Annotated in this window: 27 protein-coding genes and 1 pseudogene; 20 read left to right on the top strand and 8 right to left on the bottom strand. The window is 73.1% G+C overall.

What is annotated here, in order from left to right; all coding sequences use genetic code 11:
* Positions 1-3: 3 nt before the first annotated feature.
* Positions 4-666, top strand: a complete 663-nt coding sequence (locus tag ACLQ3B_RS14035; RefSeq protein ID WP_425780812.1) for a hypothetical protein — start codon at positions 4-6, stop codon at positions 664-666.
* Positions 667-700: 34 nt separating this feature from the next.
* On the opposite strand, the gene ACLQ3B_RS14030 is transcribed toward ACLQ3B_RS14035, so the two are convergent.
* Positions 701-1,972 (bottom strand): MFS transporter, encoded by a 1,272-nt coding sequence (locus ACLQ3B_RS14030; protein ID WP_425780810.1) that lies wholly within the window; start codon positions 1,970-1,972, stop codon positions 701-703.
* Between the two features lie 159 nt (positions 1,973-2,131).
* Between ACLQ3B_RS14030 and ACLQ3B_RS14025 the strand changes: the two genes are divergently transcribed.
* On the top strand, positions 2,132-3,121 hold the full coding sequence (locus ACLQ3B_RS14025) for a LacI family DNA-binding transcriptional regulator (protein WP_425780808.1): 990 nt from the start codon (positions 2,132-2,134) through the stop codon (positions 3,119-3,121).
* A 91-nt stretch (positions 3,122-3,212) separates the two neighbouring features.
* Entirely contained in the window at positions 3,213-3,914 is a 702-nt protein-coding gene (locus tag ACLQ3B_RS14020) for an alpha/beta hydrolase (protein WP_425780806.1), read from the top strand.
* Between the two features lie 241 nt (positions 3,915-4,155).
* Here ACLQ3B_RS14020 and ACLQ3B_RS14015 read toward each other — a convergent pair whose 3' ends face one another.
* Both ACLQ3B_RS14015 and ACLQ3B_RS14010 read right to left on the bottom strand, forming a co-directional pair.
* Entirely contained in the window at positions 4,156-5,280 is a 1,125-nt protein-coding gene (locus ACLQ3B_RS14015) for an FUSC family protein (RefSeq protein WP_425780804.1), read from the bottom strand.
* 351 nt (positions 5,281-5,631) lie between these two features.
* On the bottom strand, positions 5,632-6,150 hold the full coding sequence (locus ACLQ3B_RS14010) for a TetR/AcrR family transcriptional regulator (RefSeq protein WP_425780802.1): 519 nt from the start codon (positions 6,148-6,150) through the stop codon (positions 5,632-5,634).
* 44 nt (positions 6,151-6,194) lie between these two features.
* Here ACLQ3B_RS14010 and ACLQ3B_RS14005 point away from each other — a divergent pair.
* A pseudogene (locus ACLQ3B_RS14005) lies at positions 6,195-6,758 on the top strand (FAD-dependent monooxygenase); the annotation flags it as partial.
* Between the two features lie 81 nt (positions 6,759-6,839).
* On the opposite strand, the gene ACLQ3B_RS14000 reads toward ACLQ3B_RS14005, so the two are convergent.
* Positions 6,840-7,307, bottom strand: a complete 468-nt coding sequence (locus ACLQ3B_RS14000; RefSeq protein WP_425780800.1) for an NUDIX domain-containing protein — start codon at positions 7,305-7,307, stop codon at positions 6,840-6,842.
* 170 nt (positions 7,308-7,477) lie between these two features.
* Between ACLQ3B_RS14000 and ACLQ3B_RS13995 the strand changes: the two genes are divergently transcribed.
* The 16 genes from ACLQ3B_RS13995 (at position 7,478) to ACLQ3B_RS13920 (ending at position 21,828) form a co-directional block, all read left to right on the top strand.
* Positions 7,478-8,260, top strand: coding sequence for an LppM family (lipo)protein (locus tag ACLQ3B_RS13995; RefSeq protein WP_425780798.1), 783 nt, complete (start codon positions 7,478-7,480; stop codon positions 8,258-8,260).
* A gap of 145 nt (positions 8,261-8,405) precedes the next feature.
* Positions 8,406-8,741, top strand: a complete 336-nt coding sequence (locus ACLQ3B_RS13990; RefSeq protein WP_425780796.1) for a hypothetical protein — start codon at positions 8,406-8,408, stop codon at positions 8,739-8,741.
* A 12-nt stretch (positions 8,742-8,753) separates the two neighbouring features.
* The gene (locus ACLQ3B_RS13985; protein WP_425780794.1) at positions 8,754-9,362 is read left to right on the top strand and encodes a glycine zipper family protein; all 609 of its coding nucleotides are present in this window, start codon (positions 8,754-8,756) and stop codon (positions 9,360-9,362) included.
* Positions 9,359-10,057, top strand: coding sequence for a carboxypeptidase-like regulatory domain-containing protein (locus tag ACLQ3B_RS13980; RefSeq protein WP_425780792.1), 699 nt, complete (start codon positions 9,359-9,361; stop codon positions 10,055-10,057). Before ACLQ3B_RS13985 ends, ACLQ3B_RS13980 begins: the two co-directional genes overlap by 4 nt.
* A 22-nt stretch (positions 10,058-10,079) precedes the next feature.
* Positions 10,080-11,342, top strand: coding sequence for a phage tail sheath family protein (locus ACLQ3B_RS13975; RefSeq protein ID WP_425780790.1), 1,263 nt, complete (start codon positions 10,080-10,082; stop codon positions 11,340-11,342).
* 1 nt (position 11,343) lies between these two features.
* Positions 11,344-11,826: a phage tail protein gene (locus ACLQ3B_RS13970; RefSeq protein ID WP_425780788.1), complete on the top strand. Its 483-nt coding sequence runs from the start codon at positions 11,344-11,346 to the stop codon at positions 11,824-11,826.
* A 1,246-nt stretch (positions 11,827-13,072) separates the two neighbouring features.
* Positions 13,073-13,207 carry a hypothetical protein gene (locus ACLQ3B_RS13965; RefSeq protein ID WP_425780786.1) on the top strand — a complete coding sequence of 45 codons (135 nt, stop codon included), beginning with the start codon at positions 13,073-13,075 and terminating at the stop codon, positions 13,205-13,207.
* On the top strand, positions 13,207-14,100 hold the full coding sequence (locus tag ACLQ3B_RS13960) for a hypothetical protein (RefSeq protein WP_425780784.1): 894 nt from the start codon (positions 13,207-13,209) through the stop codon (positions 14,098-14,100). Before ACLQ3B_RS13965 ends, ACLQ3B_RS13960 begins: the two co-directional genes overlap by 1 nt.
* Entirely contained in the window at positions 14,097-15,689 is a 1,593-nt protein-coding gene (locus ACLQ3B_RS13955; RefSeq protein ID WP_425780782.1) for a phage baseplate assembly protein V, read from the top strand. The genes ACLQ3B_RS13960 and ACLQ3B_RS13955 overlap by 4 nt, the downstream gene beginning before the upstream one ends.
* The gene (locus tag ACLQ3B_RS13950) at positions 15,689-16,027 is read left to right on the top strand and encodes a hypothetical protein (protein WP_425780781.1); all 339 of its coding nucleotides are present in this window, start codon (positions 15,689-15,691) and stop codon (positions 16,025-16,027) included. Before ACLQ3B_RS13955 ends, ACLQ3B_RS13950 begins: the two co-directional genes overlap by 1 nt.
* Complete coding sequence (locus tag ACLQ3B_RS13945) at positions 16,024-16,458, top strand: GPW/gp25 family protein (RefSeq protein WP_425780779.1); 435 nt, start codon at positions 16,024-16,026, stop codon at positions 16,456-16,458. The genes ACLQ3B_RS13950 and ACLQ3B_RS13945 overlap by 4 nt, the downstream gene beginning before the upstream one ends.
* Positions 16,455-19,145 (top strand): putative baseplate assembly protein, encoded by a 2,691-nt coding sequence (locus tag ACLQ3B_RS13940; RefSeq protein WP_425780777.1) that lies wholly within the window; start codon positions 16,455-16,457, stop codon positions 19,143-19,145. Before ACLQ3B_RS13945 ends, ACLQ3B_RS13940 begins: the two co-directional genes overlap by 4 nt.
* Positions 19,126-19,641 (top strand): phage tail protein, encoded by a 516-nt coding sequence (locus ACLQ3B_RS13935; RefSeq protein ID WP_425780776.1) that lies wholly within the window; start codon positions 19,126-19,128, stop codon positions 19,639-19,641. The genes ACLQ3B_RS13940 and ACLQ3B_RS13935 overlap by 20 nt, the downstream gene beginning before the upstream one ends.
* On the top strand, positions 19,638-20,567 hold the full coding sequence (locus ACLQ3B_RS13930; protein ID WP_425780774.1) for a hypothetical protein: 930 nt from the start codon (positions 19,638-19,640) through the stop codon (positions 20,565-20,567). The genes ACLQ3B_RS13935 and ACLQ3B_RS13930 overlap by 4 nt, the downstream gene beginning before the upstream one ends.
* A gap of 13 nt (positions 20,568-20,580) precedes the next feature.
* Positions 20,581-21,042 (top strand): hypothetical protein, encoded by a 462-nt coding sequence (locus tag ACLQ3B_RS13925; protein WP_425780773.1) that lies wholly within the window; start codon positions 20,581-20,583, stop codon positions 21,040-21,042.
* A gap of 30 nt (positions 21,043-21,072) precedes the next feature.
* On the top strand, positions 21,073-21,828 hold the full coding sequence (locus ACLQ3B_RS13920; protein ID WP_425780772.1) for a hypothetical protein: 756 nt from the start codon (positions 21,073-21,075) through the stop codon (positions 21,826-21,828).
* A 112-nt stretch (positions 21,829-21,940) separates the two neighbouring features.
* Here ACLQ3B_RS13920 and ACLQ3B_RS13915 read toward each other — a convergent pair whose 3' ends face one another.
* From ACLQ3B_RS13915 to ACLQ3B_RS13900, 4 genes are read right to left on the bottom strand one after another with little or no spacing between them, the layout of a single operon-like run.
* A complete protein-coding gene (locus tag ACLQ3B_RS13915; RefSeq protein ID WP_425780771.1) occupies positions 21,941-22,825 on the bottom strand; it encodes a PmoA family protein in 885 nt (294 codons plus the stop codon).
* Positions 22,822-23,481: a hypothetical protein gene (locus ACLQ3B_RS13910; RefSeq protein ID WP_425780770.1), complete on the bottom strand. Its 660-nt coding sequence runs from the start codon at positions 23,479-23,481 to the stop codon at positions 22,822-22,824. The genes ACLQ3B_RS13915 and ACLQ3B_RS13910 overlap by 4 nt, the downstream gene beginning before the upstream one ends.
* Positions 23,465-24,364: a carbohydrate ABC transporter permease gene (locus ACLQ3B_RS13905; RefSeq protein WP_425780769.1), complete on the bottom strand. Its 900-nt coding sequence runs from the start codon at positions 24,362-24,364 to the stop codon at positions 23,465-23,467. Before ACLQ3B_RS13905 ends, ACLQ3B_RS13910 begins: the two co-directional genes overlap by 17 nt.
* Positions 24,364-25,347, bottom strand: coding sequence for a carbohydrate ABC transporter permease (locus ACLQ3B_RS13900; protein WP_425780767.1), 984 nt, complete (start codon positions 25,345-25,347; stop codon positions 24,364-24,366). The genes ACLQ3B_RS13905 and ACLQ3B_RS13900 overlap by 1 nt, the downstream gene beginning before the upstream one ends.
* Positions 25,348-25,353 lie beyond the last annotated feature (6 nt).

The following is a 25,353-nucleotide window of genomic DNA, read 5'->3' as shown; positions in this document are numbered from 1 at the left end:
GCCGTGCTGGAGGACGTGCGGACGGCGGCCCGCGACAACGCCGAGTGGTGCGACATCGTCTGCGGCAGCCACGGGCTGGCCGGCCGTACCGACGCCGACGCCTGGTCGGTCCCCCACCGTTCACCACCGTGGTACCCGGACGCGGTCACCCTGCGACCGGGCATCGACGCCGAGGCGCTGCTGGCCCGGATCGACGCCGGGCCCGGCGCGTCGGTGAAGGACAGTTTCGCCGACCTCGACCTGGCCCGGTACGGGTTCCGGGTGCTCTTCGACGCGCAGTGGATCCACCGGCCACCGTTGGCACCACCTGTCGACGCACCGCTGACCCGGATCACCACACCCGACGATCTGGCGTCCTGGGCGGCGGCACACGGCGGCGGGGAGTTGTTCCGCCCCGCGCTCCTGGCCGACCCACGGGTACGGGTGCTCGCCCGCCACGACGAGCGCGGTGTGATCAACGGTGGGGCGGTGCTCAGCGGCGACGGCCCGTACGGCGTCTCCAACCTGTTCACCCACGCCGACGACTCCCGGGACATCTGGCGCGCGGTGTGCGCCACCCTGCCCAACGCGCCGCTGGTCGGCTACGAAACCACCCCGGACCTGACCCCGGCGCTCGCCGCTGGCTTCAGCACCACCGGTCCTCTCCGTATCTGGCTGCACGACTAGGGCCCGTTACACCCTGATGGCGGGTGGGCACGGGTCAGGCGCTGGGCTCCGGCCGTGCCGTCGGAGCCGTTCCGGCGGGGTGCGGCTGGCGCAGCACCGGCACCAGCAGCAGGGTCGGCAGCAGCAGCAGCGGCACCGCCAGCAGCGCGCGCAGGGTACCGACCTCGTCGCCGATCAGCCCCAGCAACGGTGGGCCACCGAGGAACGCGGTGTAGCCGATCACCGCGACCACGCTCACCCGCACCGCCGCGTGCGCCTCGTCGTCGGCCGCCGCGCTCATCCCGACCGGGAAGCCCAGCGACGCACCGAGGCCCCACAGCGCGACGCCGATGATGGCCACCGGCCCGGAGCCCGCCAGCACGGCCAGGCCGGCGCCGACCACGGCGAGCCCGATGGTGCCGCTGAGCACCGGCACCCGACCCCACCGGTCCAGCGCGACGGTGCCGGCGGTGCGCCCGACGGTCATGCCCACCACGAAGACAGCGAAGACCGCCGCGCCGGCGGCCTCGCTCAGGTCCCGTCCGTCGATGAACGCGACGGCCAGCCAGTCGTTGGCCGCGCCTTCGGTGAACGCGGCCACCAGCACGAACAGCCCGATCAGCAGGGTACGCGGCTCCCGCCAGGCGGCGAGTTGCGCCCGCCGACGGGCAGCCGGGGTGGCGTCCGCCGGATCGCCGCTGTGATCGGTGCCGACGGGCAGGAACGTCCGGGCGGCGAGCGCGGTGCCGGTCAACACGACCACCGCCACCGCGACGAGATGCGCGCCGACCGACACGTCGAACCGGGCCGCCCCGGCGCCGAGCGCCGCTCCGGCCACCGAACCGAGGCTCCACCCCGCGTGGAAACGGGGCATGATCGTACGACCCAGCCGCCGTTCCACCGCCGCGCCCTCGACGTTCATCGCCACGTCGCAGGCGCCGGAGCCGTAGCCGAGCGCCACCAACCCGAGGGCGACGACGGCGAACGACCCGGCGACCGTGGCGCCCAGCCCCGCCACGGTCAGGCCGACCGCGACCAGCACGGTGGCCATCGTGACGGTGCGGGCCGCGCCGAATCGCTGGGCGAGCAGGCCGGAGGTGGGCATGGCGAGCAGCGCGCCGACGCTCATCGCCAGCAGCAGCAACCCGAGTCGTCCGGCGGAGAGGTCCAACGCCTCACGGACCGCCGGGACGCGGGAGAACCAGCTGCCGACGGCCAGCCCGTTGAGGGTGAAGGTGGCAGCGACGCCGTTGCGGGCGAGCCGCACCGTCCGCAGGGTCGGCGACGCGATGTGCGGGGTTACGGATCGACTGGTGGGGGCGCTCACGGGGGTGGTCCTCTTCCTCGGGGTGATCTCCTCGCACGATCGCACACCTGAGAGCGCTACCACCACAACCGGCAACCGCCCCTTACCGCTGCTGGTCGGGGCGGGGCATGATGTGAGCAGGAGTTGGTCCGATCGGACGGGCCGCTGCGGGAGGCGACGATGACGACAGCGGCACACCGGCCGGCCACTCTCGAGGACGTGGCCCGGGTCGCCGGCGTGTCCCGATCCACGGCGTCGCGGGTGATCGCCGGCACGGGGTTCGCCTCTCCGGCCGCTCGGGAACTGGTCACGGCAGCCGTCGACCAGCTCGGTTACGTACCCAACCCGGCCGCCCGGGCGTTGGTCCGCGGCGGCGGCGTACGCCTGGTCGTCGCCGTTCTGGGCACCAGCGCCGCGGTGCTGGACGACCCGTACGTGCACCAGGTGGTCGGTTCGGCCGCCCGGGTGTGCACGCCCGCCGGTGTCGGGGTGGCGCTGCACTGGCTGCCGTTCGGCGACCCCCGCAGCCTCGACCAACTCGACGGGGACCGCAGCGTCTGCGGGGTGATCCTGGTCAACACCACCGAGGAGCTGCTGGAGGCGGTCCCGCGGTCGCTGAGCGGTCGGGTGGTCTCGATCGGCGTCGGCTCGGCGACCGTGCCGTCGTTCGACGTCGACAACGCCGCCGGCTCCGAAGCGGTGCTGCGCCACCTGTACGCCTCGGGTCGCCGCCGGATCGCCATGGTGACCGGCCCCCGGTGGCTGCCCTGCGCGCAGCGCCCCGTGCAGACATACCGTCGGCTCATGGCCGAGGCCGGCCTACCGGAGCGGATACTGCCCGGGGACTTCCGGGCGCCGCGTGGCCGCACGGCGGCCGGCGAGGCGTTGCGCCGTTGGCCGGACATCGACGCGATCTACGCGATAAGTGACGACACCGCGCTCGGGGTGATCGCCGGCCTGCGCGACGCCGGCGCGCGGGTGCCCGGCGACGTCGCGGTGGCCGGCTTCGACGACATTCCGTTGGCCGGGATGACCGCCCCGGCGCTGACCACGGCGAGTCACCCGGTGGGGCGGATCGCCGTCGCCGCGGCCACCGCCCTGCTGGACGGGCGGCCGGCCGCTCCGGTGACCCTCTTCCCGTCCGCCCTGGTGGCTCGGGCCAGCGCCTGAGTCGACGCTCAGCGGAGAACGTCGATGGTTAACCCCACGCGGGCCGGGTAACCGCGTCGGACCTTCCGTCCACCGCGAGGAGCGCCCACTCGTGTCCGACTCCGCGCCGTCGCACTGGGACTCGCCGCCGAGCCCTCGGGACGGCCGGTTGACCGCCCGCCGCCACCCGCCGGTGGCGCCGGGCCGCACCGGGCTCGTGCCGATGACCGGCCCCGCCGGGGACCGGCTGGCCCTCAGGTATGCCCCGGAGCCGGCGACCGACGGCTCGGCGTACCGGTTGGTGCTGCTCCTGCACGGTGCGGGCGGCTCGGCGCGACAGGGACTGGACCTGCTGTTGCCCGTCGCGGACGCGCAGCACCTCCTGCTGGTCGCCCCGGACTCGTCGGCTGCCAGTTGGGACCTGATCGCCGGCGGCTTCGGTGCGGACGTGGGGCGCGTCGACGGGCTGTTGGCGACCGTCTTCGACACCTACCAGGTGTCCGACGTCACGGTCGGCGGCTTCTCCGACGGCGCCTCGTACGCGCTGTCACTGGGCCTGGCGAACGGGGATCTGTTCGACGCGGTGCTGGCCTTCTCTCCCGGTTTCGCCGCGCCGCCGGTCACCCACGGCCGACCACGGGTCTTCATCTCGCACGGGGTCGACGACCGGGTACTGCCCATCGACGTGTGCAGCCGCCGGCTCGTCCCCCGCCTGCGTGACCTCGGTTACGACGTGACCTACGAGGAGTTCCCCGGCGGCCACGACATCCCCGCCCCGATCCGTGACTCCGCCACCACCTGGCTAACCACGTAACCCACCCCACCCCACCCCACCCCACCCCACCCCACCCCGCCCCGGTCGATCCCGCCCCGCCCCGCCCCGGTCGATCCCGCCCCGCCCCGCCCCGCCCCGCCCCGCCCCGCCCCGCCCCGCCCCGCCCCGCCCCGGTCGATCATGGAGTTGTGGTGGGCAATTGACGACGGAAAGTGGCTTACGCGGGGCACCACAAGTCCTTGATCGACCCGGGCGGGGGCGGCAATGACCGGTGCGAGGGTCAGACTGGGGGGAGGCCGAGGGCGTCGTCGACGCGGGCGAGGACGGCGGCGTCGTCCTCCGGGTTGACGCCACGCAGCAGGTCGATGGCCGTGGCCCGAACCTGACCGATGATCATCGCTAGGGGGAGGGTCTGCGTGGAGCCGAAGAGCTGCCCGGCGGCGTGCACGGCCGCCAACGCCGACTCGTCGGCCCGGGCGGCGTGCCGGTCGGCGATCTCCTCCTGCCCGTTCAGGTCGGCGGCGAGTGCGGCACCTGCCGCACGGACCGCCTCGGCCAGTGACCGCAGGGCCGCGCCCAGCTCCGCCGGGGCCGGGGTGTGCAGCCGGCTGAGGGTCACGCCCGCGCGGGCCAGCACCCGGACGTTGCGGACCGCGTAGTCGATCTGCCGGATCGACTCGTCCACCGTACGCAGCCGACCGATGTGCCGACGCCGACGGACGTTGAGCCGCAGCGCCTCACCAGCGGCCAGCACCCCGTCGCGCAGCCCGTCCACCCGGGCGTCCATCCCCCGCGCCTGCCTGAGCGCGGCGACCGCCGCCGGCTCGTCGCGGTCGTCCAGCGCGTCGGCGATCTCGCCGAGGAGCCCGGCCAACTCGTCGAAGGTCCTCCGCACCTCGGCGACCAGCGGCGCCAGCGGATGCCGGGCGTCGACCAGCAGGCTGGCCGCGAGAGCGACCGCCCCGCCGACCAGCGCGTCGACGAAGCGGAACGGCACCAACGACCCGTCCGGCGGTGCGACCACCACCAGGTAGAGCGCGGAGACCGCCGCCTGCACCAACGTCACGCCGGTGGCGCCGAAGGCCACCGCGAGGAGGACGGTGAGCAGGATGACGGTGAAGACCGTCCAGGTGCTGCCCGGGCCGAGCGCCTGCACCACCAGGTCCGCGACGAGCACCCCGGCGGCGACCCCGAGGACGACCTCGACGGCCCGGCGGATGCGCTGCCCCCGGGCCTGACCGAGAACGATCAGCGCGGCGGCTGGCGCGAAGAAGGGCTGCGGGTGTCCGAGCAACCGGGTGGCCAGCAGCCAGGCCACGGTCGCCGCGGCGGTTGCCTCCAGCACCGGCCGCCAGCCGTGCCGCAACCGCCCGCCGGCCGTCCGCAGGCCGCTGAACCGCACCATCTCCTGCCCTCCCCCTACCGGCACCAGCCAACCTGTCGCGCCGAGTCCAACCACACCACCGGCTCATCGCCAAGGCGCGGCAGCACACCACCAGCTCACCGCGGCATGCCGTCCACTCCCCCTCTGAAGCTGATGTCGTAATCGAATCAGGCTCGATGGCGTAGACGATCAGCTCCAAAGGGCCCGACCACGGCACCAGCCGGCGGCCCACGGCATGCCGAGGCGATCGTCTCCCATCACGCGTTGGACCTGATCACCGGGTTGCTTCGCCTCGCCCGGACGCCAGCGCACCGAGCGGCCCGCGCGGCCGGGAGCGCGCAGCGCCAGGACCGGCGACCCGCGCCGGCCGGGTCAACTTTTGGTGAGGGCACGCAGCAGCGTACGGACGGCGGCGCCCAGGTCGGCGCGGCTGGCCGCGGTGCCGGGCTGCGGGGCGCTGAGCGCGCCCGCACCGGCCAGTCGGTCGAAGAGCAGCCCGTCCACGAACGCGACGAACTGGTCGCCCTGCCGATCGGGGTCGCTCGCCCCGGCCCGGGTCAGCAGGTCCCGGGCCTGCACCCGCAGGCCGGTGCCGTGTTGCAGGATGCCGCGCAGCTCGGGCCGGTGCACCGCCTCCAGGAGGCAGGCGTAGCGGGCGAGGCTCCGGCTGCGTCCGGTGCTCAGCCAACTGTCGAGCACCTCGGCGACACCGGCGGCGAGCGCGTCGAGGTCGTCACCGTCGAGGAGGGGTGCGGGGGTCGGGGGTGGCGGTCCGGTCGGCAGGTCGTACGCGGCCAGGTCGGCCCGGTCCCGTTCGGCGAGTCGTCCCACCACGGCCTCGATCAGCGCCTGACGGGTCCGCAGGTAGGCGGAGGTGGTGCCCGGCGGCATTCCGGCGCGGCCGTCGACCGCCCGGTGGGTCAGGGGCGCTCGGCGTGCACCGGGCCACGCTGCACCGCACCCTGCGCGAGGCCCTGCCCGCCTCGTCCCTGCACACAAACGCCCCTGTGGAGCACGTCGAGTCCGGCCCGTACCGCGCGGAGGTGAGCTATCGGGGGGCCGACGGCACGCACACCCTCACCGCCGATCTGGTGGTCGGCGCCGACGGCCTGCGCAGCCGGGTCCGCGCCCAGCTCTGGCCGCACCACCCCGGCCCGGTGTACGCCGGATCGACGACGTGGCGGGCGGCCATCGCGTTTCCCGATCCGATCCCGGCCGCCATCACCTGGGGGCCGGGTGCCGAGTTCGGCATGGTGCCGATCGGCGACGGCCAGCTCTACTGGTACGGCGCGCTGAACGCCCCGCCCGGTGGCCACGCCCCCGACGAGCTGGCGGCCGTGCGGGAGCGCTTCGGCGAATGGCACGACCCCATCCCGGCGCTTCTCGCGGCAACCCCACCCGACGTCGTGCTGCGCAACGACATCCACTACCTGGCCGAGCCGCTGCCCTCGTACGTGCGGGGCCGGGTGGCGCTGCTCGGCGACGCCGCCCATCCGATGACACCCAACCATTGCCTTCGCGCTGCGGAACATCGCGTTGCGGGTCACCCCGGGCAGGGTGGCGCTGCGCAGCATGGCCCGCTACGCGGACTGGCGACCACCGGCGGGCTGAGCCGGCCCGGCGGCGGCCCGGCCGGCGGCCAGGGCGGTGTACTCCGCCGAGGCGAGGAACTCGGTCAACACCTCCACGGTGCCCGGCGTCCACGGACGACCGTCGAGCACCTCGGCACCGGGAACGAAGAGCATCGCCGCGCCCTCGCCGAGCACCACGTCCTCCTGCCGGGCTCGGGTGCTGCCGAGGAAGTAGTGCTTCACCCGGTCCAGCTCGGGCAGCCGTTGCACGGCGACCGGGTGCAGCGGCCCGTCGGCCCGTAGGCCGGTCTCCTCCCACAGCTCCCGCTCGGCGGTCTGCTCCGGTGTCTCCCCCGGCTCGCCGTGGCCGCCGGGCAACCCCCACACGTTCGGGTGGTGCGTCGCGTCGCCGTCGCGCAGTTGCAACAGCAACCGCCCGTCGGGATCTACCAGTAGGACGCACGCGACAATTCTCATCCGGCCAGACTACGGCCGACGAGGAACCGTCGTGGCCCCAAAGCTCCAGAATAGTCATTCGGGGCGCCGTCGGAGCTAATCAAAGGCGACAGTGCGCCGGTACAATCGGCGACTTCGTTGTGACCGATCGCTGACTGCCGATAGTGAAATCGATCACACACACTGAGCGCATGAACAGGAGAGTCAACCGCGGTAGGGCACTCCGCGTCGCGGTGTGCCTCCTTCTTCTCGCCGCGCTGAGCGGCTGCATGCAACTCAACATGGGGTTGACCATCAACGCCGACGACACGGTCGACGGGCAGCTCCTGCTGACGGCCCAGAAGTCGGTGCTGAGCGGGCGTAACAAGAACCTCCCGGTCGCCTTCGCGGAGCTGCGGCAGAACATCCCCGCCCTACCGGCGGGCGAGGAGACCCTTTACCAGGACGACACTTTCTACGGCTCCCAGATCAGTTACCGCAAGGCGCCGCTGGCCGGTTTCGACACCGAGAGCGTGAAACTGGTCCGGGACGGCGACCTGTACCGCTTCACGTTGCCGATCGATCCAAAGAAATATGGCGGAAAGGTTGCGGAGCAAAATCCGCAAAATCAACAGGCGTTCCTCAAGCTCATGTCGTTCGAGATCTCGGTGACATTTCCCGGCCGGGTGATCGACAGCAATGGCACCGTCAACGGCCGTTCGGTCAGTTGGAAGGTCGATCCCAACCAGGAGAAGCCAGCCGAGCTACGGGCCGTGGCCGAGGCGCCACCTCGACCGTCCACCTCGCCGGTTGCCGCCGGCGAGGAGGACGATGGCGGGTTCCCCTGGTTGCCGGTCGTCGGCGGTGTCCTCCTTCTGCTGCTGCTCGCCGCGGTGGGCGTACTCCTGGTTCGCCGCCGTCACCCCGCGGCGCCGGCGGCGCCCGGTCCGACCCCGCCGCCGGGCCCGCCCGCCGGCACCCCGGGGCCCGGCTGATCCATCTGGTGGCCGGCTCAAGCCGGCCACGCCCGGCCCCGGCCGCCCGCGACACGACGGCGACCGGCCCCGGTGCTCCCCGAGGAGCACCGGACCTCACCACCACCACATCCCGGTCGCACCATCGCAGAAAAGGGGGATCGTCATGAACGATCTCTTCACCTGGGCAGCCCTGGGGAGCATCGCCGGCGCGAGCGCCGCGACCCTGCTGGCCACCAACGTCATCGGGGGGCTGATCGGCCCGAGCGGCGACAAGCTCCGCAAGTGGATCGCCATCGCCATCGCGCTGCTGCTGTCCTACGTGACAGCGGCGTTCGCCGACGACGTCGGCGGCGAGAAGTGGGTCATCGCGTTCTTCAACGCGCTTGTCATCTTCTCCGCCGCGCTCGGCGTCAACCAGTTCCCGCCCGGCAACCGACAGGCGACGCCGACCCAGGTCGCTGGCGGTCGTGAGCCCCGAGTCTTCCGCTCCTGGGTCTGAGGGGATGTCGTCATGGTCTTCGGAATTCTCAGCGCGGCCATCCAGGTCGGCTTCGGCGCCCTGCTCGGTTTCCTCGCCGGTGGCCCGATCGGGCTGCTGATCGGCGCCGTCGTGGGCCTGGTGGTCAGCGCGGTCTTCGGCTGGTCGGTGGCCTCCGCCGGGGTGTACGCCTCGGACGCCCGCGGCATCTTCCTCTTCGTCGTCGACCACACCTGGAGTCTGCTCAACACGGTCGTCGGCGCCATCTACCTGACCGTGCACCTGATCTTCGGGCACGCACTGGACCGGCCCACGTCGCTGGGCAGCGGTCGGGTCAGCGTGGTCGAGGGTGTCTCGCCCCGGTACGCCACCACCATCGGCACCGTCTGCGCCGGCTCCAGCTCGGGCATCCAGCGGCACGAGGACGTGCACATCTTCCAGGGTCGCCTGCTCGGGCCGCTCTACATCCCGTTGGTGCTGGCCAACTACGTCCTGTTCACCATCGCGCCGGTGTGGCTGCTCTACCACGACCACACCAACGCGCCGATCAACCGTTTCACCAGGTACTTCGAGATTGGCGTCTATCCGCACGTGTGGAACGAGGCCATCGCGTACCGGATCCAGGGGACGCCGCCGCGATGAGCACCCACGGGCGCGGACCGATCGAGACCGCCACCGCCGAACTGGTCGCCTGGGTGACCGGCGCGGCGGGGGAACCCGTCCCGGTCGGCCCGCCCCGTGCGTGCGACGACGCCGACGGGCTCACCCTCTGGCCGATGGAGCTGCGCTCGGCCCGGCAGACCCGCTCCAGCGGCGCGGTCCGCGAACCGTACCGGTTCACGGTCCGCCACCTGCTCTGCGTGACCGGGCCGGCCGGGTTGCCGCGGCTGGACCGGGTGCTCACCGCCGCGACCAGCGACGGCAGGTACCCGGTCGTGCTGGAGGCCGGCGACGCGCCACTGTGGACGTCGTTCGGCGCGGCGCCCCGACCGGCGCTGCTGATCGACGTGGCGGCGCAGGTGGACCACCCGACTCCGGCCGCGCCGCCGGTGCTGCAGCCGCTGCGGTTGCGGCAACTCGACGTGCGCAGCCTCAGTGGGCGGGTGGTCGGCCCCCAGGACCAGCCCCTGGCCGCGATGCGGGTCGAGCTTCCCGGCACCGGGTCCGCCACCCGCACCGACCCCGAGGGCCGGTTCCTGATCGTCGGCGTCCCGCACGACCCCGAGCACCCGAGCCCGGTCCGGCTGCGGCTGACCGGCCGTGGGCTCGTCCTCACCGCCGATGTCGACCCCGCCGAGGACGACATCGTCATCGTCTGCGCGCCACCGACCCACTGACACCCACCGCACAGGAGGACCGATGCCCAGTTACTTCTCCCCCGGCATCTATGTCGAGGAGGTCCCCAGCGGCGCCCGACCGATCGGACCGGCGAGCACCAGCATCGCCGCCTTCGTCGGCGTCGCCCCGGACCGCTCCGCCCACCTGGGCAAGGCGGTGCCGGTCAACAACTGGACGGAGTTCCTGCGACTCTTCGCCGGTGGGGAGCGGGTGGAGAGCACCCCGCTGGCCCGGGCGGTCTTCGGCTTCCTGGACAACGGAGGCGCCCGCTGCTGGGTGGTCAACGTCGGCGAGGGCGGCGCGATCACCGGCAGCGGGCAACGCCGTGGCGGTCTGCAACTGCTGGAGGCCGTCGACGAGATCTCCATCATCGCCGCGCCCGGCTTCCACGACGTGGTGTCGCACGAGGCGCTGCTCAGCATGGCCGAGCGCACCCGCACCATGGTCGCGATCTGCGACCCGGCACCGGACATCGACGACATCTCCGCGTTGACCCGGGTCGCCACGCCGTCCTCCGGCAAACCCCCCAAGCCCGCCGAGGGTACGGGCGGCGGCCCGGCCGGCGGTCCCGGCGGCGGTTCGGCCCAGCCGGGCGGCTCCGGCGGCCACGAGGGGGCCGCCTACCGGCCGCGACAGTCCGAGTTCGGGGCGTTCTACTACCCCTGGCTACGGGTCCGCGACCCGATCAGCGGCGAGTTGGAACTCACCCCGCCGAGCGGGCACCTGGCCGGCATCTGGGCCCGCACCGACGCCCTGCGCGGGGTGCACAAGGCCCCGGCCAACGAACCGGTGCGCGGCGCCGTCGACCTGGGCTACCTGGTCACCCGACCGGAACACGACGTGCTCAACCCCAAGGGCGTCAACGTGATCCGCTACTTCGCCGGCGAGGGCATCCGCGTCTGGGGCGCCCGTACGCTCGCCGCCGAGGCCAGCGAGTGGCGCTACCTCAACGTTCGACGTCTCAGCATCGCCATCGAGCAGGCCATCGCCAACGGCACCCGGTGGATGGTGTTCGAGCCCAACGACTTCACCCTCTGGCGCTCGATCCGGCGTGACATCGGGGCGTTCCTCACCCGGGTGTGGCGCGACGGCGCGCTGTTGGGGCGCAGTCCCGAGGAGGCGTTCTTCGTCAAGTGCGACGAGGAGACCAACCCGCCGGACGTGCGCGACGCGGGCATGGTGATCGCCCACATCGGCATCGCGGTCGTCAAGCCCGCCGAATTCGTGGTGTTCAAGCTGAGCCAGTGGGCCGGCGGCACCGAGACCGAGACGATCGGAGGCTGACATGCCCACCACCGCCACCCCGCAACCCGGCGCCCCGGTCGACCCGTACCGGGCGTACAACTTCCGGCTGCTCATCAACGGCGTCACCAACGGCCACTTCACCGAGATGACCGGGTTGGAGGTGAACATCCCCGGGCAGCCGTACCGGGAGCACGGCCTGGGTCGGATGCGGATGGTGCCCGGTCAGGCCGAGTACGAGCCGGTGACGCTGCACTTCGGCCTCACCGCCTCCCGCGAGCTGTGGGACTGGGTGAACGCCACCGCCCAGGGCACCCTCAACCGCCGCAACGTGTCCGTGGTGCTGCTCGACTCGGTGGGGACGGCCGAGGTGCTGCGCTGGAACCTGATCGACTGCTGGCCCACCCGGTGGCGCGGGATGCACCTCAACACCCTCAGCCACGAGATCGCCATCGCCTCGCTGACTCTGCGCTACGAGGGCCTGGAGCTGGAGTCCGGCGGTGCCACCGCGCCGACGCCCGCGTAGCTGGCTGGCCGGCCGGCTGCGCGCGGCGGCCGGGGCGGTGCAGCGCCTCGCCGGGCGGGTCGAGCCCGCCGGACACCTCCCGCCGCCGTCGGAGGCTCAGGTGCCGACACCGCGCCGTTTCGGGGAGCCTCCGCAACACTGGCTGGACCTGGTCGCCGCCCACGCGCCCGGTCTGCTGCACGAGCTGGACCTCGACCCGTCCGCCGCCGAGCCTGCGGAGTGGCGCGAGGACCCCGCCGGTCGGCCCGACTTCGGCGATCGGGCCGATCGGGACGGGCCCGGCCGGTGGACCGCGGTGACCCGAGCAGCTCGGCCCGTCGGGGAGGGCGCCGGACTCCCGGCCGACTCGGTGGGTCGTCGTGCCCCCGGCACAGTGGGTCGTCGTGCCCCCGGCACAGTGGGTCGTCGTGCCCCAGACAGGGGTAGTGGGCCCGGCCGCGCGACGAGCATGAGCGGGCCTGACCTGGCCGCGCACTCCGACGGGCATGGCACGCCGGGTGACGACCCAACGGTGGTCGAGGGGTACGGCGTCCAAGGGCCGGAGGCGGTGAGCGAGGACGGAAGGCCGCACGGTTCGCACTCGACGGGTCGAACCGGGAGGTCGGAGCACGCGTCGAGCGCGGCCGACTCGTCCGGCAGCCCAGGGGTCAGCGGTGTCGGGCCACGGGGTAGCAGTGACACCTCAGACGTCGCGATGACCGCCGAGGCGCCCCTCACTGCGGATGCGGACCGACGTCCGTCGGGCCTGCTGTCGAACGGTTGGCGTCTGCGCCCGCCATCCCGACGGGTCACGGCGACCGGACCGGCGCGGGACGACGCCACGGCCGCCGACCCGAGAGAGCTACCCCGAATCGACGAGCGAACCTCACCAGCGAGCCCTCCGACCCACACCGCCCCTGCCGAGATCTTGGAAGATTCCGGCCCACCCAGGGGCGCTCACCTTCCAAGGTTCACAACTGGCTCCGCCGATCTCGGCGGGGCGGGGCCGGATCGAGCGGCGGCTCGGGACGGGTGGTCGCCTGTCGGCGAGGCAGACACGGGCTGGGGGTCGACCGAGGGCGGAGTGGTGGCCGACGGCCGGTGGCCGGCGCTTCCGGACGATCGGGCACGGTCGGGGCGGCAGGGTGGCGGGCGAGTTGGACAACACCCTGAACACCGGAACGGTCAGGTCGCGAGGGTCGCGGGGGTTGCGTGGAACCGCCCGGCGCACCACGTTCCGGGCGGCGGACAAGGGCCGGAGAACACCGTGTTCCAGGCCGACGCGACGGCCGTCGACCCGTGGCCGGCCCTGCCCGACGACAGCGCACTGTGGTCGGTCGCCGGGGCGGCGCTGGACACCGCCGAGCTGACCCGACTCGATCGGGAACAGGTGGGCGACTGATGGAACGTGTCGCCTTCCTCATCGACTCCTCAGGCGTTCGGGTGGACTGCCTGCTCAACCCGGAGACCGTGCAGGTGACCCGGCTCGCCGGCGTACGCCGACGGGGTGCCGGCGGCGGGCAGCTCACCGGGTCCGGCCTGGCCGACGACCCGTTGGTCTTCACCGGCGGTGGCCGTACCGAGCTGGTGCTGGACCTGCTCTTCGACGTCGACTTCGTGGAGGCGCAACTCCGTCCGGCCGACGTGCGGGTGCTCACCCGTCCGCTGTGGATGCTGGCAGAGAACTCCGCCGCCGAACATGGTTGGCTGCGACCGCCGCTGGTCCGGTTGGTCTGGGGCAAGACCTGGAACGTGCCAGGTGTGATCATCGCGGTGGCGGAACGGTTCGACGCGTTCACCGGCACCGGGTCGCCGCGTCGGTCCTGGCTGCGGCTCAAGCTGGTCCGTGCCGCCGAGACGGCCGACCAGGCCGAGGCGGGCTTCGCCGAGGAGTTGGCCGCCGCGAGCACCCCGACCGCGGCCCCGGGCAGCGCGGTGATCGCCGCCGGTGACGGCGCGGCCGAACCGGGTCGCTCCGGTGTGCGTTTCGACCTGCTGGCCAACGACGCGTTGGGCTCGCCGCTGCGCTGGCGGCTGCTGGCCGAACACAACCGGATCACCGATCCGCTCGCCGTGCCGGCCGGAACCACACTGGCCGTCCCACCCACCGCCGTCGGCGGCGGCGGGTCGACGGTCGGCGGTGCGGTGACCGGGCTGGCTCGGGCGGTGGCCGGTGCGGTGGGCGCGGGAGCGTCGTACGTGGGCGGCTCGATCGCCGGCACGCCGTGGAACGCGGCCACCGGTACGACCGGCGCGGGTCCGAGCGGGTCCGGCAACCCCGGGGGTACGCCGTGACCAGCATCGCGCCCCGGGCGTTGATCGTCCTGCTCGACGGCGTCGAGTTGGCCGGCGCGGCTCGTCAGCGGGTGCGCTCGCTGCGGGTGGCGGCCCGCCTCGACCAGCCCACCCAGGCCGAGCTGGTGCTCGCCACCACCGCCGGGACCGGCGCGTTCGACCCGGCGGTACGCCCCGGCACGGCGCTCGACGTACGGCTCACCGACCACGACCAGGCCCTGTTCACCGGTGAGGTCACCTGTGTGGAGGTGGAGTACGCCGCCGACGGCGCTGCGGTCCTACGGTTGCGGGCGTACGACCCGCTGCACCGGCTGCGCAAGCGGCAGGGGTTGCGGGTCTTCACCTCGGTGACCGCAGTCGAGCTGGCCCGGGAGCTGTGCGGCGCGGTGGGGCTGGCGGTGACCGCCGAGGTCGAGGGGCCTCGGTTGGAGCGGCTGCTCCAACACCGGCACAGCGACCTGGAGTTGCTGCGTGAGGTGGCCGGCCGGGCCGGGCTGCACCTGGCCGCCGACGGCGACGGCGTCCGGCTGATCACGCTCGCCGGCTACGGGGAGCCTGTCGCGTTGACGCTCGGCGCGGGTGTGCACACCCTGCGGCTGTCCACAAACGCCGACCAGGCCAGTGGTGCCAGCGCGGCGCTGGGCTGGCACCCGCAGCGGGCCGAGGTGATCAGCCAGCAGGTCGACGAGGCGCGCTGCGGGCGGTCCGCCGACGACCGCCCGGACCCGGCCGACGTGGGCGCCGGCGGTGTGCGCACCGCAGTGGACCAGCCCGGCCGCAGCGACGACGAGTTGGCGGCGCTGGCCCAGGCCCGCCTGGACACCCGCGCGGCGACGCTGGTCACGGCGGAGGGGGTGGCCGAGGGCGATCCGGCGCTGCGGCCGGGCCGCCGCGTCGACGTCGGCGGTGTGCCCGACCCGGTCGCCGGAACGTACGTGCTGACCGAGGTGGTGCACACCGTGGACGGCAACGGGCACCTGACCCGCTTCTCCACGGTGCCGCCGGCCACCCCGGCGACCCCGGGCGGCGGGGCCGTGGTCACCCTCGGCACCGTCACCGACGTCGCCGACCCGGACGGGCTGGGCCGGGTCCGGTTGACCCTGCCGGCGTACGGGGACCTGGACGCCGGCTGGCTCGCCGTGCTCTGCCCCGGCGCCGGGCCGGGCAAGGGACTGGTGGCGCTCCCCGATCCGGACGACACCGTGCTTGTGGTGCTGCCCGGCGGCGAACCGGCCTCGGGCATCGTGCTCGGTTCGCTGTTCGGCGCCGTCGAGCCGTACGACGCGGGCATCGACGACGGGAAGGCCCGCCGCTGGACGATGCGCACCGCCGGCGGGCAGTCGATCGTCGTCGACGACGTGCGGCGCAGCCTGCGACTGGCCATCGACGGCGGCAGCTTCCTGGAGTTGACCCCCGACCTGGCCACCCTGCACGCGGCGTCCGACCTGGTGATCTCCGCACCCGGCCGGGCCATGGTGGTGCGCGCCCGCAGCGTGGACTTCCTGCACGCCGACTCGACCGAGGACCCGACCACCGCGGCGGAGCAGGCCCGTTCGCTCGCCCGCGCCCACCACCAAGGAGGCGGCTGATGCGCTGGATCCACAGTGACTCCGTGATCACCTGCGATCACGACGGCCGGGTCGAGAACCGACCCTCGCGGCAGTGGGTGACCGTCACCGGCGTGCCCGTGCTCGTCGACGACGACCCGGAGGGCCGCGACATCAAGGCCTGCCCGAACTACGGCCCGACCATCAAGCCGTGCACGAAGACACTGACCGTCCGGGTCGGTTACAGCGACTGGGTGCGCGTTGACGGGCACCGGGTGGTGCTGTCGCACCTGGAGGGGTTCACCGACGGCACACCGCCAGGGCTGGTCCACCACACGGTGCGCGACCCCGCTCAGGGGTTCCTGGGGGCGGACCGATGAGGGCCTTCCGCTTCGTCGGCGCCGGCTTCGACGCCGGCCGTTCCGGCGGCTTGGCGCTCACCGCGGCCGGCGGCCTGGCGATGACCGAGGGCGACGAGAGCGTACGGCAGGCGCTGTTCCTGCTCCTGTCGACCACGCCGGGCGAGCGGTTGATGCGACCCGGGTACGGCTCCCGGCTGCACCGGTTGGTCTTCGCGCCCAACGACGACACCACGGCCGGTCTGGCCATCCACTACGTCCGGCAGGCCATCGCCCGGTGGGAGCCCCGGGTCGAGGTGATCGACGTGGACGCCGGGCCGGACCCGGACGACGCCTGGCGGTTGGTGATCCGGTTGGACTACCGGGTGCGGGCCAGCCTGACACCCGGTCAACTGGTCTTCTCCGTGGACCTGCTCCCGGCCGACGAGCCCGCCCAGGGAGGCCCTTCATGACGCTGCCCGTGCCGCACCTGGACGATCGCGGTTTCCTCGACCTGGTCACCGAGGCCCGGGAACGGATCCGGCAGTCCTGTCCGGCGTGGACCGACCTGTCCGCGCACGACCCCGGCATGGCGCTGGTGGAGACGTTCGCGCACCTCACCGAGGTGATGATCTACCGATTGAACCAGTTGCCGGAGAAGGCGTACGTCTCGTTCCTGAACCTGCTCGGGGTCACCCGGCACGCACCGACGGCGGCCTGGGCGGACGTCCGGTTCACCCGTACCGGCACCGACCGCGCCGCGGTCCGGATCCCGGCCGGGCTGCGGGTCGCGGCGGCCCGGGGCGCGGACCCCCGGCCGGTCGTGTTCGTCACCACCGAGCCGACGCTGCTGCCCGCCGACGAGACGTCGGTGACGGTACGGATGCACCACTGCGAACCGGTCGAGGCGGAGCTGCTCGGCGTGGGCACCGGCCAGCCGGGTCAGGTGCTGCGCGCGGGGCACGCGCCGCTGACGCACACCGCCGAGACGCTGGACCTGCTGCTCGGGGTGGAGGTGCCGGCCGGCACTGTCGAACTGGGCGCGGCGGCCCGCGAGCACGACGGTCGCACGTTCGAGATCTGGCAGCCGGTGGACAGCTTCGCCGGGCTCGGCCCGCAGGCCAAGACGTACCTGGTCGACCGTTGCTCGGGCACCGTCACCTTCGCCCCGGCCCTCGACCTGCGACCCCCCGCCGGGGCGACCCCGCACCACGAGGTCGCGGCCGACCCGGCCGACCCGGTGCCGGTGACCATCGCGGCGGTGCCGCCGGCCGGGCGGCAGATCCGGCTCTGGTACCGCGCCGGTGGCGGGCCCACCGGCAACGTGGCGGCGGGCACGCTCACCAGCCTGCGCGACCCACTCCCCGGGGTACGCGTCGACAACCCCGCCCCGGCGGCCGGCGGCCGGGAGATGGAGGCGCTGGAGTCGGTGCTGCTGCGCGGCCCGTACGAGTTCTTCGCCCAGCAACGGGCGGTCACCGCCCGCGACTTCGAGGTCCTCGCCACCAGTTCCGGCGCGGTGGCGCGGGCGCGGGCGTTCACCCGCGCCGCGGTGTACAGCTTCGCCCGGCCGGGTGAGGTCGAGGTGGTGTTGGTGCCGTACGTGCCGGAGGCGGCCCGTCCGGGTGGTCGGCTGCCGGTGGCGGTGCTGCGCGAGCACGAGGTGCCCGAGGCGCGCCACCGGGTCGAGGCGGACCTGGAGGAACGCCGGATGCTCGGCATCCGCTCCCGGGCCAGCTGGGCGCGGTTCAAGGCGGTGTCGGTGCGAGCCCGCGTGGTGGTCCGCCGCGAGGAGGACGTGGACGCGGTCCGTCGCCGCATCCACGACCGGCTGCACCAGACGTTGAGCCCGCTGCCCACCGCGCTCAACCCGACCGGCTGGCCGTTCGGCGAGCCACTGCGGGCGTCAAACGTGTACCGGCTGCTGGAGCACGCCGAGCCGGGGGTGCGCTACGTCGAGTCGGTGCGGTTCGTCGTCGACGAGGCGCCCGACGCGAACGTCCGTGCCCTCGCCGTGGACCAGTACCAGCCGCGCACCTGGTACGCCGGACGCGGCCCGGTGCTGTTCCGCTCCAGCAACGGCGGCGCCGGTTGGGAACCGGCAGGTCGCTTCGACGGCGAGACGGTGCTGCGGGTGGCGCCCGCGCCCGCGCCGGTGCGGCCGGGCATCGTCGCGCGAGCCGGCTCGGTGGCGGTGGTGACGCTTCGCGAGTCGGGTGGCTCCCGGGTGCACCTGAGCACCGACCTGGGCGAGACGTGGTCGCTGCTCACCGACCTGGACGCGCGGATCTCCGACGTGGCCTGGTTGGACCGCGACGGCGCGGGCGCGCTGCTGGTGGCCACCGACACCGGCCTGTACGAGGTGTCGCTGCTGCCCGGGGCGGTGCCGTTGCAGATCCTGGTCGACCCGTCCGACGCCGACAGGGGTTTCTACGCGGTCCGCACGTTCGTCTCCGAGCGGGGCGCGCCGGGCGTCGCGGTGGCCGCGCAGGCCAGCTTCGGGGTGTACCTGTCGACCGCCGGCGGCCGGCCCGGCAGCTTCACCCACGTCGGGCTGGCCAACGTGGACAACCGGGTCCTCGCCGTGCAGTACGACGGCCCGGCCACCCTGCTGTGGAGCGGCGCCGGCGAGCCGGACCCGAAGAAGCCCGGCCAGGGCTGCCACCGTACCCGGCTGTTCGAGTCCGACGTGAAGTGGCAGTCGATACAGGCCGGGTGGGTCGGTGGCACCTGCCGGGACCTCGCGTTCGCCGGCCAGCAGGCGGTGGCCGCCACGCAGAGCGGCGGGGTGCTGCGGTTGGACACCCTGGCCGCCCAGCCGCAGTGGCAGGCGGTGTCGGTCAACTGCGGGTTGCCGTTGCGGGACCGGACCCGTTTCGTGCCTGTCGACGCCATCGCGGTGAGCGGCCCGACAGCCGGCAGCGCGGCGACCAGCGGCGCGGCAACCGGCGGCACGGCGGCCGGTGGCAGCGGCGCGGCGGAGCGGCTGATCCTGGCCAGCGGCGAGCGCGGCGTACACCGCAGCGCCGACGCCGTCACCTGGACGCCCAGCGCCAACCAGGCCACCGCCGACGTGGTGACCGTCCCGGATACCTGGCTGCTCTGCTCCGGCGAGCACGACATCGAGGTGGTGCGCCAGGATGCGACGCTCGGCGATTGAACGGCTGCTGCCCGCCGCCTACCAGCGGGCCTGCGTGCCGGGCAGCGTGCTCTGGGCGCTGCTGGACGTGATGGAGGGGCTACACGCCCCGGACGAGGCGGTCCTCGCCGAGGTGGACGCGCTGTTCGACCCGTACCGGGCGCCGGACGGGCTGGTCGTGCGGTTGACCCGCTGGGTGGCGATGGACCACGTGGTCGCCTCGCCCCGGCCGGACGCCCCGCTGCCGCTGCCGGTGGGTCGGCTGCGCGACCTGGTGGCCAACGCCGCCCTGCTGGCCCGCTGGCGCGGCACCCCGTACGGAATACGCCGGGCCCTGGAGCTGGCCACCGGAACGTCGGGGTTCGCCATCGACGAACCGCCCGAGCGGCCCTTTCACGTCGTGGTGCGGGTGCCGGTCGCCGCCGCCGGCCAGCTCGCCGTGATCACCCGCATCGTCGAGGCGGAGAAACCCGCCTCGGCCACCGTCGAGATCGTCCTGGAAGAGGAGTCGTCATGACCACCGAGTGGGCGGTCGTCGCCGCCGCCGAGCAGTTCACAGTCGACCCGCGCAACAGCGGCGAGCTGACCTTCACCGTCTCCAACCCGGGCAACGCGCCGGACACGGTGGTGTTCGACGTGGCGCCCGGCGACGGCTCCCAGCGGGCGTGGTTCACCGTCGCCGAGCCCCAGCGGGTCGTACCCGGCCAGGGCTCGGTGTCGTTCCTGGTCAAGCTCGCCGTGCCGGCCGGCACCCCGCCCCGGCGCTACGACATGACCGGGTTCGCGTACTCGGCGAACACCGCGCCGGAGGAGAGTTCCCGCTCCAGCGGCCGGGTCACGTACGAGGTGCGGGCGGTCGCGCCGCCACGGCGTACCCCATGGTTGTGGATCGCCGCCGCGGCGGCGTTGGTCCTGGTGGTGGTCGCCGTGGGTGTGGTGTTGCTGACCCGCGACGGCGAGCCGGCCCCCGGCGAGCCGAGGGTGGTCACCGTCGAGGCGGAGAGCCTGGTGGACGCCGCGGTGGTCACGTCGCCACAGAAGAGCAAGGCGGCCGTGGGCGCGCAGCCCAACTGCTGCGGGGTGACCTGGTCCGGGGACAAGCAGCTCTTCTTCACAGGGCTGGCGATCGGCGATCAGGTCACCGTGACGGTGCAGATCCCGGCTGACGGCACCTGGCGTTTCGCCGCGGTACGAACCACTGCCTTCGACTACGCCAACACCGTCTTCACCATCGACGGCAACCAGGTCGGCGGCACGTTCCTCGGCTTCACACCGACGGTGCGGAAGACGGATTTCCTGGACGTCGGCACGGTCCGGCTGGCCAAGGGGCCGCACCAGGTCACACTGCTGGTGATCGGCAAGACACAGGGCACGAGCTCCTACTTCGCCGGGGTGGACACGATCCGGTTCACCGAGATCGTGGCGCAGGCGGTGGCGCGATGAGTGGCGTGGCGCGATGAGCGGTCGGCAGAAGGCGCTGCTGGGGCTCTTCGCCGTCCTGCTGGTGGCGCTGTTCGTGGTCGCGGTCGGCGCGGGCCGCGACGACCAGGGTGATCCGGGGGCCCGGCACGGGCTGGTCGACCGGTTGGGCGCGCTGGGCGGCGAGCGTTCCGCTGTGGATCCGGCGACGGTCAGCGCCGACTGCGCCGACGAGGCGGGCCGGCTGGAGTTCTCCGGCAGCTGCGCGGTGCGGGTCGCGGACCCCGGCGGGCTGCGCACCCTGGTGCTGCGCAGCGCGGCACGGTTCACGGTCGTCGCCCCGGCGCCCGGCGACGCCGACCTCACCATCCGCGACGAGGTCGAGCCGGCGGCGGACGGCACAGGCGCGGTGGCGAAGATCGCCGTCGACCAGGCCACCGAGGTGGGCCTGGTCTGCCCCGGGCTGGGCGCCTGCACGGTCGTCGTGGCCACGTCCTGACCCGAACTGGATCGAGAGGAAGGTGCCGCCGTGGGTGACCTTCGCAAGCCGTTCCTGCTGATGGCCATGCTCGCCATCGTCCTGGCGATCGGGGTGGAGCTGGGCGCCGGGCTGCTGCTCGGCGGCGCCGACGCCGGTGCGGCCCTCGCGGACAGCGCCGGCGCGCTGGACGTGGAGATCGACGACGTGTCCGGGGTCAGCGAACCGTCCGGCCGGGGCACCGGCTACCTGGCGTTGGTCGACGCGGTGGCGGTCTGGAGCACCGGGCTGTTCTGCCTGGGCCTGCTGCTGCCCGAGCGGGTCCAGGGTCGGGTGCAGGGCGTCGCCAGCCTGATCTTCTCGATCATCCTGATCATCGTCGGGCTGGTCGCGCTTGTCGTCGCGTTCGTGGAGCTGTCCATCATGGTGTCGCTGTTCCTGGCCGTCCCGTTCGGCACCCTGGCGTACCTGGCGCTGTGGGGGTTCTTCCCGGTCGGCGAGGCGGCGGCGCTGCTCGGGCTGGTGCTGCTGCTCAAGCTGGTGTGGGCCGGGATGCTGGTGCTGGCCCAGCCGCGCTTCCTGCAGAACAAGGGCCTCGTGCTGCTGATCCTCACCACCCTGCTGTGCACCGTCGTGCTGGAGTTCCTGCACAACCTGGTGCCGGTGATCCTGGTCAGCATCGTCGACGACGTGGCGGCGCTGGTCTTCGCGATCATCGCGATCATCTGGGGGCTGGTGCTGTTGATCGGCTCGATCCCAGCGATAGTCAAGGCCATCCGGGTAACCGCCGCCCTACCAGCCCGCTGACGTCGGCCACCCACCCCCCCCGCCCGCCCCGTTGATCATGAAGTTATTGCCACTCTGCGCGGCGTGTCGTGGCAATAACTTCATGATCAACCTGAGCGGGTTCGGGCGGGGTTCACGCCACCAGGGCGGCTGCGGCGTCGCGGTCGAGGGTTCTGTCGGTCACCCACACCCGGTACCGGCCGTGCCGACTCCCACCGGCCGGCACCACCGCCGGCCGGTCGAACGCGAACGCCACACCGACCCCCGGATACATTCCGGTCCGCACGAACCACCTGTCGTCCTGGCCCAGACCGGCAAAGACCAGGGTGTACGCCCCGCCACCCGACCCGACGCCGGTCAGCGCGAGCCACGGCGCGGCACTGCCGTTGACCGTCTCCTCCCCGGCGGTGTCGGCGGTGAACACCGCCGGTTCCCTGCCGTCGGCGGCCCGCCAGAAGAACCCGCCGTAGCCGGCCCCGCCCGGGCGGCCGTTGGTGGCCGGGCTGCCCAGGCGCACCTCCCGGTCGGCCGGGGCGGTGAGGACGGAATCCACGTCGAGCCGCCAGGTGTCCGGCGCGACCACCGACGCGGCCAGCCCCCGCCGTTCGGTCAGCAGCACCCCGCCGGCCCGGTCGCGCCACTGGAGATCGTGCGCGTACCGGCCCGGGGACCGTTCGACCTCGCCGGTGTGCGCGATGACGCCATGGTCGTCGCGCCAGGTGTAGCCGACGTCGCGGACGTAGGTACGCCCGCCCCAGAGGTTGCTGCCATCGACGTCCTGCACCGCCAGGGACGCGCCGAGGTGCCACACGTGGTCGGCGGGGAGCGCGTCGGTCACCACCGTGCCGGCGAGGGTGCGGACCGGGTGCAGGTACGGCCGAGGCCCGTGCCGCGCGTCCAGCGCCGGGTCCAGCACGTACTCGGCCACCTCGGTCCCGCCGAGCACGAGCCGGACCGGCGCCTCGCTCGGCGTGGCCGGGCCGGGCTCGGCGGCCCGGCCCGGACGATCGGATTTCACGGCAACTCCGGGCTCGGTGCGGTCCCCGTCGCCAACGACCGGCGGACGGTGACGGCGTGCAGGGCGGCCACGGTGTAGCCGGCGAGGATCGGCACCGCGACCGGGGTGACCAGGACGGCGAGCAACCCGGCCAGCGCGACGACCCCGGTGAGCGCGGCCCAGCGGGTCGGCGCGTCGAGGCAGGCGCGGGCGGCGGACCGGGCCGAGGCCCGCCACCGCCCGCCCCCGTTGCCGCCCACCTCGACGACGACCAGCCCGGCGTACCCGGCCAGGCTGGCCGCGATCAGCGCCGTCACCAGCAGCGCCGCCGGGCCGCCCGGCACCCGGCCGGTGGCCAGCGCCGCCAGGTCGGCGGCGAGCAGCGCCGCGGCGGCGAGCGCGAGCAGGCTGACCGGCACACCGGGCAGCACCGAGCGGCCGAACCGGCGTACGGTCGTGCGCGCCGACGGCCAGCTGCCGGTACGCGTCCAGTCGTGCACCGCCGCACTGGCCGTGCCGGCCGCCGCGGCGGCGGTGAGCAGGGGCACCGCCGCGAGGGTCAGCAGGATGCCGAGCAGCGCGAGGTCGGCGGCGTCGCGGGCGACGTCGCGCCAGTCGCGCCGCCCGCCGGTGTCGGTCGGTTCGGCCGTTGATGCCGGTTCAGCCCTTGATGCCACTGGTGTTGATCCCCTCGACGAGCATCCGCTGGAACGCGACGAAGAACAGGAAGACCGGCAGCAGCGACAGCACCGACATGGCGAACATCGGGCCGACCGCGCTCTGGCTCGTCGAGTCGATGAAAAGGGTCAGTGCGACCGGGACCGTGTAGTCCTCCAGTTGGGACAGGAAGACCAACTGGCGGAAGAAGTCGTTCCAGGTCCAGATGAACGAGAAGATCGCCGTGGTGACCAGCGCCGGACGGCTCAGCGGCAGGATGATGTGCCGGAAGATGCCGAACGGGCCGGCGCCGTCGATGCGGGCCGCCTCGTCCAGCTCCCGGGGGACGCCGCGCATGAACTGGACCATGAGGAAGACGAAGAACGCCTCGGTGGCCAGGAACTGCGGGATGAGCAGCGGCAGGTAGGGCCATTCGCCGCCGACCAGCCCGAGGGTGCGGAACAGGATGTACTGCGGAACGATCAGCACGTGCTGGGGCAGCAGCAGCGTGCCGATCATGACGGCGAACCACATGCCGCGCAGCCGGAACCGCAGCCGGGCGAAGGCGTACGCGGCCAGCAGGCAGGAGAGCCCGTTGCCGACGACGGTGAGCAGGCTGACCATCGTGCTGTTGAGGAAGAACCGGCCGAAGCTGACGTCGAAGTTGGACCACCCGGCGGTGTAGTTGCCCGGGCTGAACCGCTCGGGCAGCAGCCCGACGTTGTTGACGATCTCCTCCTGGGACTTGAACGAGGTGCCCACCATCCAGATCAGCGGGTAGAGCACCACGGCGACGATCGCCACCAGGATCAGCAGTCGCAGCAGGGGCCGTCCGCCGGGCCGTCTGCGCGCGTTCGGCGGCGCAGTGGTCGGCGCGGTGGTCGTCGGGGTTCCCGTCACCATCACCGGTCCTCCCCGTCGGAGTAGTGCACCCAGAACCGTCCGGTGCTGAAGAAGATCGCGGTGATGACCGCGATGGCGAGCAGGAAGACCCAGGCCATCGCCGAGGCGTAGCCCATGTTGAGCTCGGTGAAGCCGGTGATGTAGAGGTTCAGCGTGTACATCAGGGTGGAGTCGACCGGGCCGCCGGTGCCGTTGCTGAGCACGAACGCGGCGGTGAAGCCCTGGAAGCCGTTGATGGTCTCCAGCACCAGGTTGAAGAAGATGACCGGGGAGAGCATCGGCAGGGTGACGTTGCGGAACTGGCGGTACCGACCGGCTCCGTCGACCGACGCGGCCTCGTACAGCTCGGTGGGCACCTGCTTGAGCCCGGCCAGGAAGATCACCATCGGCGCGCCGAACTGCCAGATGGCCAGCACCATGAGTGTTTCGAGGGCCCAGTCGGGGTCGTTGACCCACGGTTTGCCGGTGATGCCGAAGAGGCTCAGCAGCGAGTTGAACGCGCCGTCACGGTTGAACATGTTGACCCAGACGATGGCCAGCGCCACGCTGCCGCCGAGCAGGGACGGCAGGTAGAACAGCCCGCGGAACAGCCCGACGCCGCGCCAGGCGCGGTTGAGCAACAGCGCCACGCCGAGCGCCGCGGCCAGCTTCAGCGGTACGGCGATCAGCGCGAAGGTCACTGTCACCCGTACCGCGTGCCAGTACGACGGGTCGGCGGTGAACATCCGCTCGTAGTTGGCCAGCCCCACCCACTCCACCTCGGAGAAGGGGGTGAGGATGTCGTAGTTGGTGAAGCTCAGGTAGAGCGACAGCAGCATGGGGATTGCCGTGACACCCATCAGGCCGATGAGCCACGGCGACAGGAAGACGTACCCCGCCAGACCTTCGCTGTGCCGGAGGCGTCCGGGCCCACGCCTGTCGGCGTGGGTCCGGGCGGATCCGGGGCCACGTCGGGTCGGGTCGGGCGCCGTGGTCAACGCCACGAACAG

This window comes from Micromonospora sp. DT53 (assembly GCF_049841535.1).
Taxonomy (GTDB): domain Bacteria; phylum Actinomycetota; class Actinomycetes; order Mycobacteriales; family Micromonosporaceae; genus Micromonospora.
Note: the sequence above shows the minus strand (reverse complement) of the source record. Positions and strands in the feature narration are given on the sequence as shown.

What these genes read in the sequence shown, in the direction of transcription:
- ACLQ3B_RS14025 (WP_425780808.1), top strand. Translation starts at nt 2,132, where the DNA reads ATGACGACAGCGGCACACCGGCCGGCCACTCTCGAGGACGTGGCCCGG.
- ACLQ3B_RS14015 (WP_425780804.1), bottom strand. Translation starts at nt 5,280, where the DNA reads ATGGTGCGGTTCAGCGGCCTGCGGACGGCCGGCGGGCGGTTGCGGCAC.
- ACLQ3B_RS14010 (WP_425780802.1), bottom strand. Translation starts at nt 6,150, where the DNA reads ATGCCGCCGGGCACCACCTCCGCCTACCTGCGGACCCGTCAGGCGCTG.
- ACLQ3B_RS14000 (WP_425780800.1), bottom strand. Translation starts at nt 7,307, where the DNA reads ATGAGAATTGTCGCGTGCGTCCTACTGGTAGATCCCGACGGGCGGTTG.
- ACLQ3B_RS13995 (WP_425780798.1), top strand. Translation starts at nt 7,478, where the DNA reads ATGAACAGGAGAGTCAACCGCGGTAGGGCACTCCGCGTCGCGGTGTGC.
- ACLQ3B_RS13990 (WP_425780796.1), top strand. Translation starts at nt 8,406, where the DNA reads ATGAACGATCTCTTCACCTGGGCAGCCCTGGGGAGCATCGCCGGCGCG.
- ACLQ3B_RS13985 (WP_425780794.1), top strand. Translation starts at nt 8,754, where the DNA reads ATGGTCTTCGGAATTCTCAGCGCGGCCATCCAGGTCGGCTTCGGCGCC.
- ACLQ3B_RS13980 (WP_425780792.1), top strand. Translation starts at nt 9,359, where the DNA reads ATGAGCACCCACGGGCGCGGACCGATCGAGACCGCCACCGCCGAACTG.
- ACLQ3B_RS13975 (WP_425780790.1), top strand. Translation starts at nt 10,080, where the DNA reads ATGCCCAGTTACTTCTCCCCCGGCATCTATGTCGAGGAGGTCCCCAGC.
- ACLQ3B_RS13970 (WP_425780788.1), top strand. Translation starts at nt 11,344, where the DNA reads ATGCCCACCACCGCCACCCCGCAACCCGGCGCCCCGGTCGACCCGTAC.
- ACLQ3B_RS13960 (WP_425780784.1), top strand. Translation starts at nt 13,207, where the DNA reads ATGGAACGTGTCGCCTTCCTCATCGACTCCTCAGGCGTTCGGGTGGAC.
- ACLQ3B_RS13950 (WP_425780781.1), top strand. Translation starts at nt 15,689, where the DNA reads ATGCGCTGGATCCACAGTGACTCCGTGATCACCTGCGATCACGACGGC.
- ACLQ3B_RS13945 (WP_425780779.1), top strand. Translation starts at nt 16,024, where the DNA reads ATGAGGGCCTTCCGCTTCGTCGGCGCCGGCTTCGACGCCGGCCGTTCC.
- ACLQ3B_RS13940 (WP_425780777.1), top strand. Translation starts at nt 16,455, where the DNA reads ATGACGCTGCCCGTGCCGCACCTGGACGATCGCGGTTTCCTCGACCTG.
- ACLQ3B_RS13935 (WP_425780776.1), top strand. Translation starts at nt 19,126, where the DNA reads ATGCGACGCTCGGCGATTGAACGGCTGCTGCCCGCCGCCTACCAGCGG.
- ACLQ3B_RS13930 (WP_425780774.1), top strand. Translation starts at nt 19,638, where the DNA reads ATGACCACCGAGTGGGCGGTCGTCGCCGCCGCCGAGCAGTTCACAGTC.
- ACLQ3B_RS13925 (WP_425780773.1), top strand. Translation starts at nt 20,581, where the DNA reads ATGAGCGGTCGGCAGAAGGCGCTGCTGGGGCTCTTCGCCGTCCTGCTG.
- ACLQ3B_RS13905 (WP_425780769.1), bottom strand. Translation starts at nt 24,364, where the DNA reads ATGGTGACGGGAACCCCGACGACCACCGCGCCGACCACTGCGCCGCCG.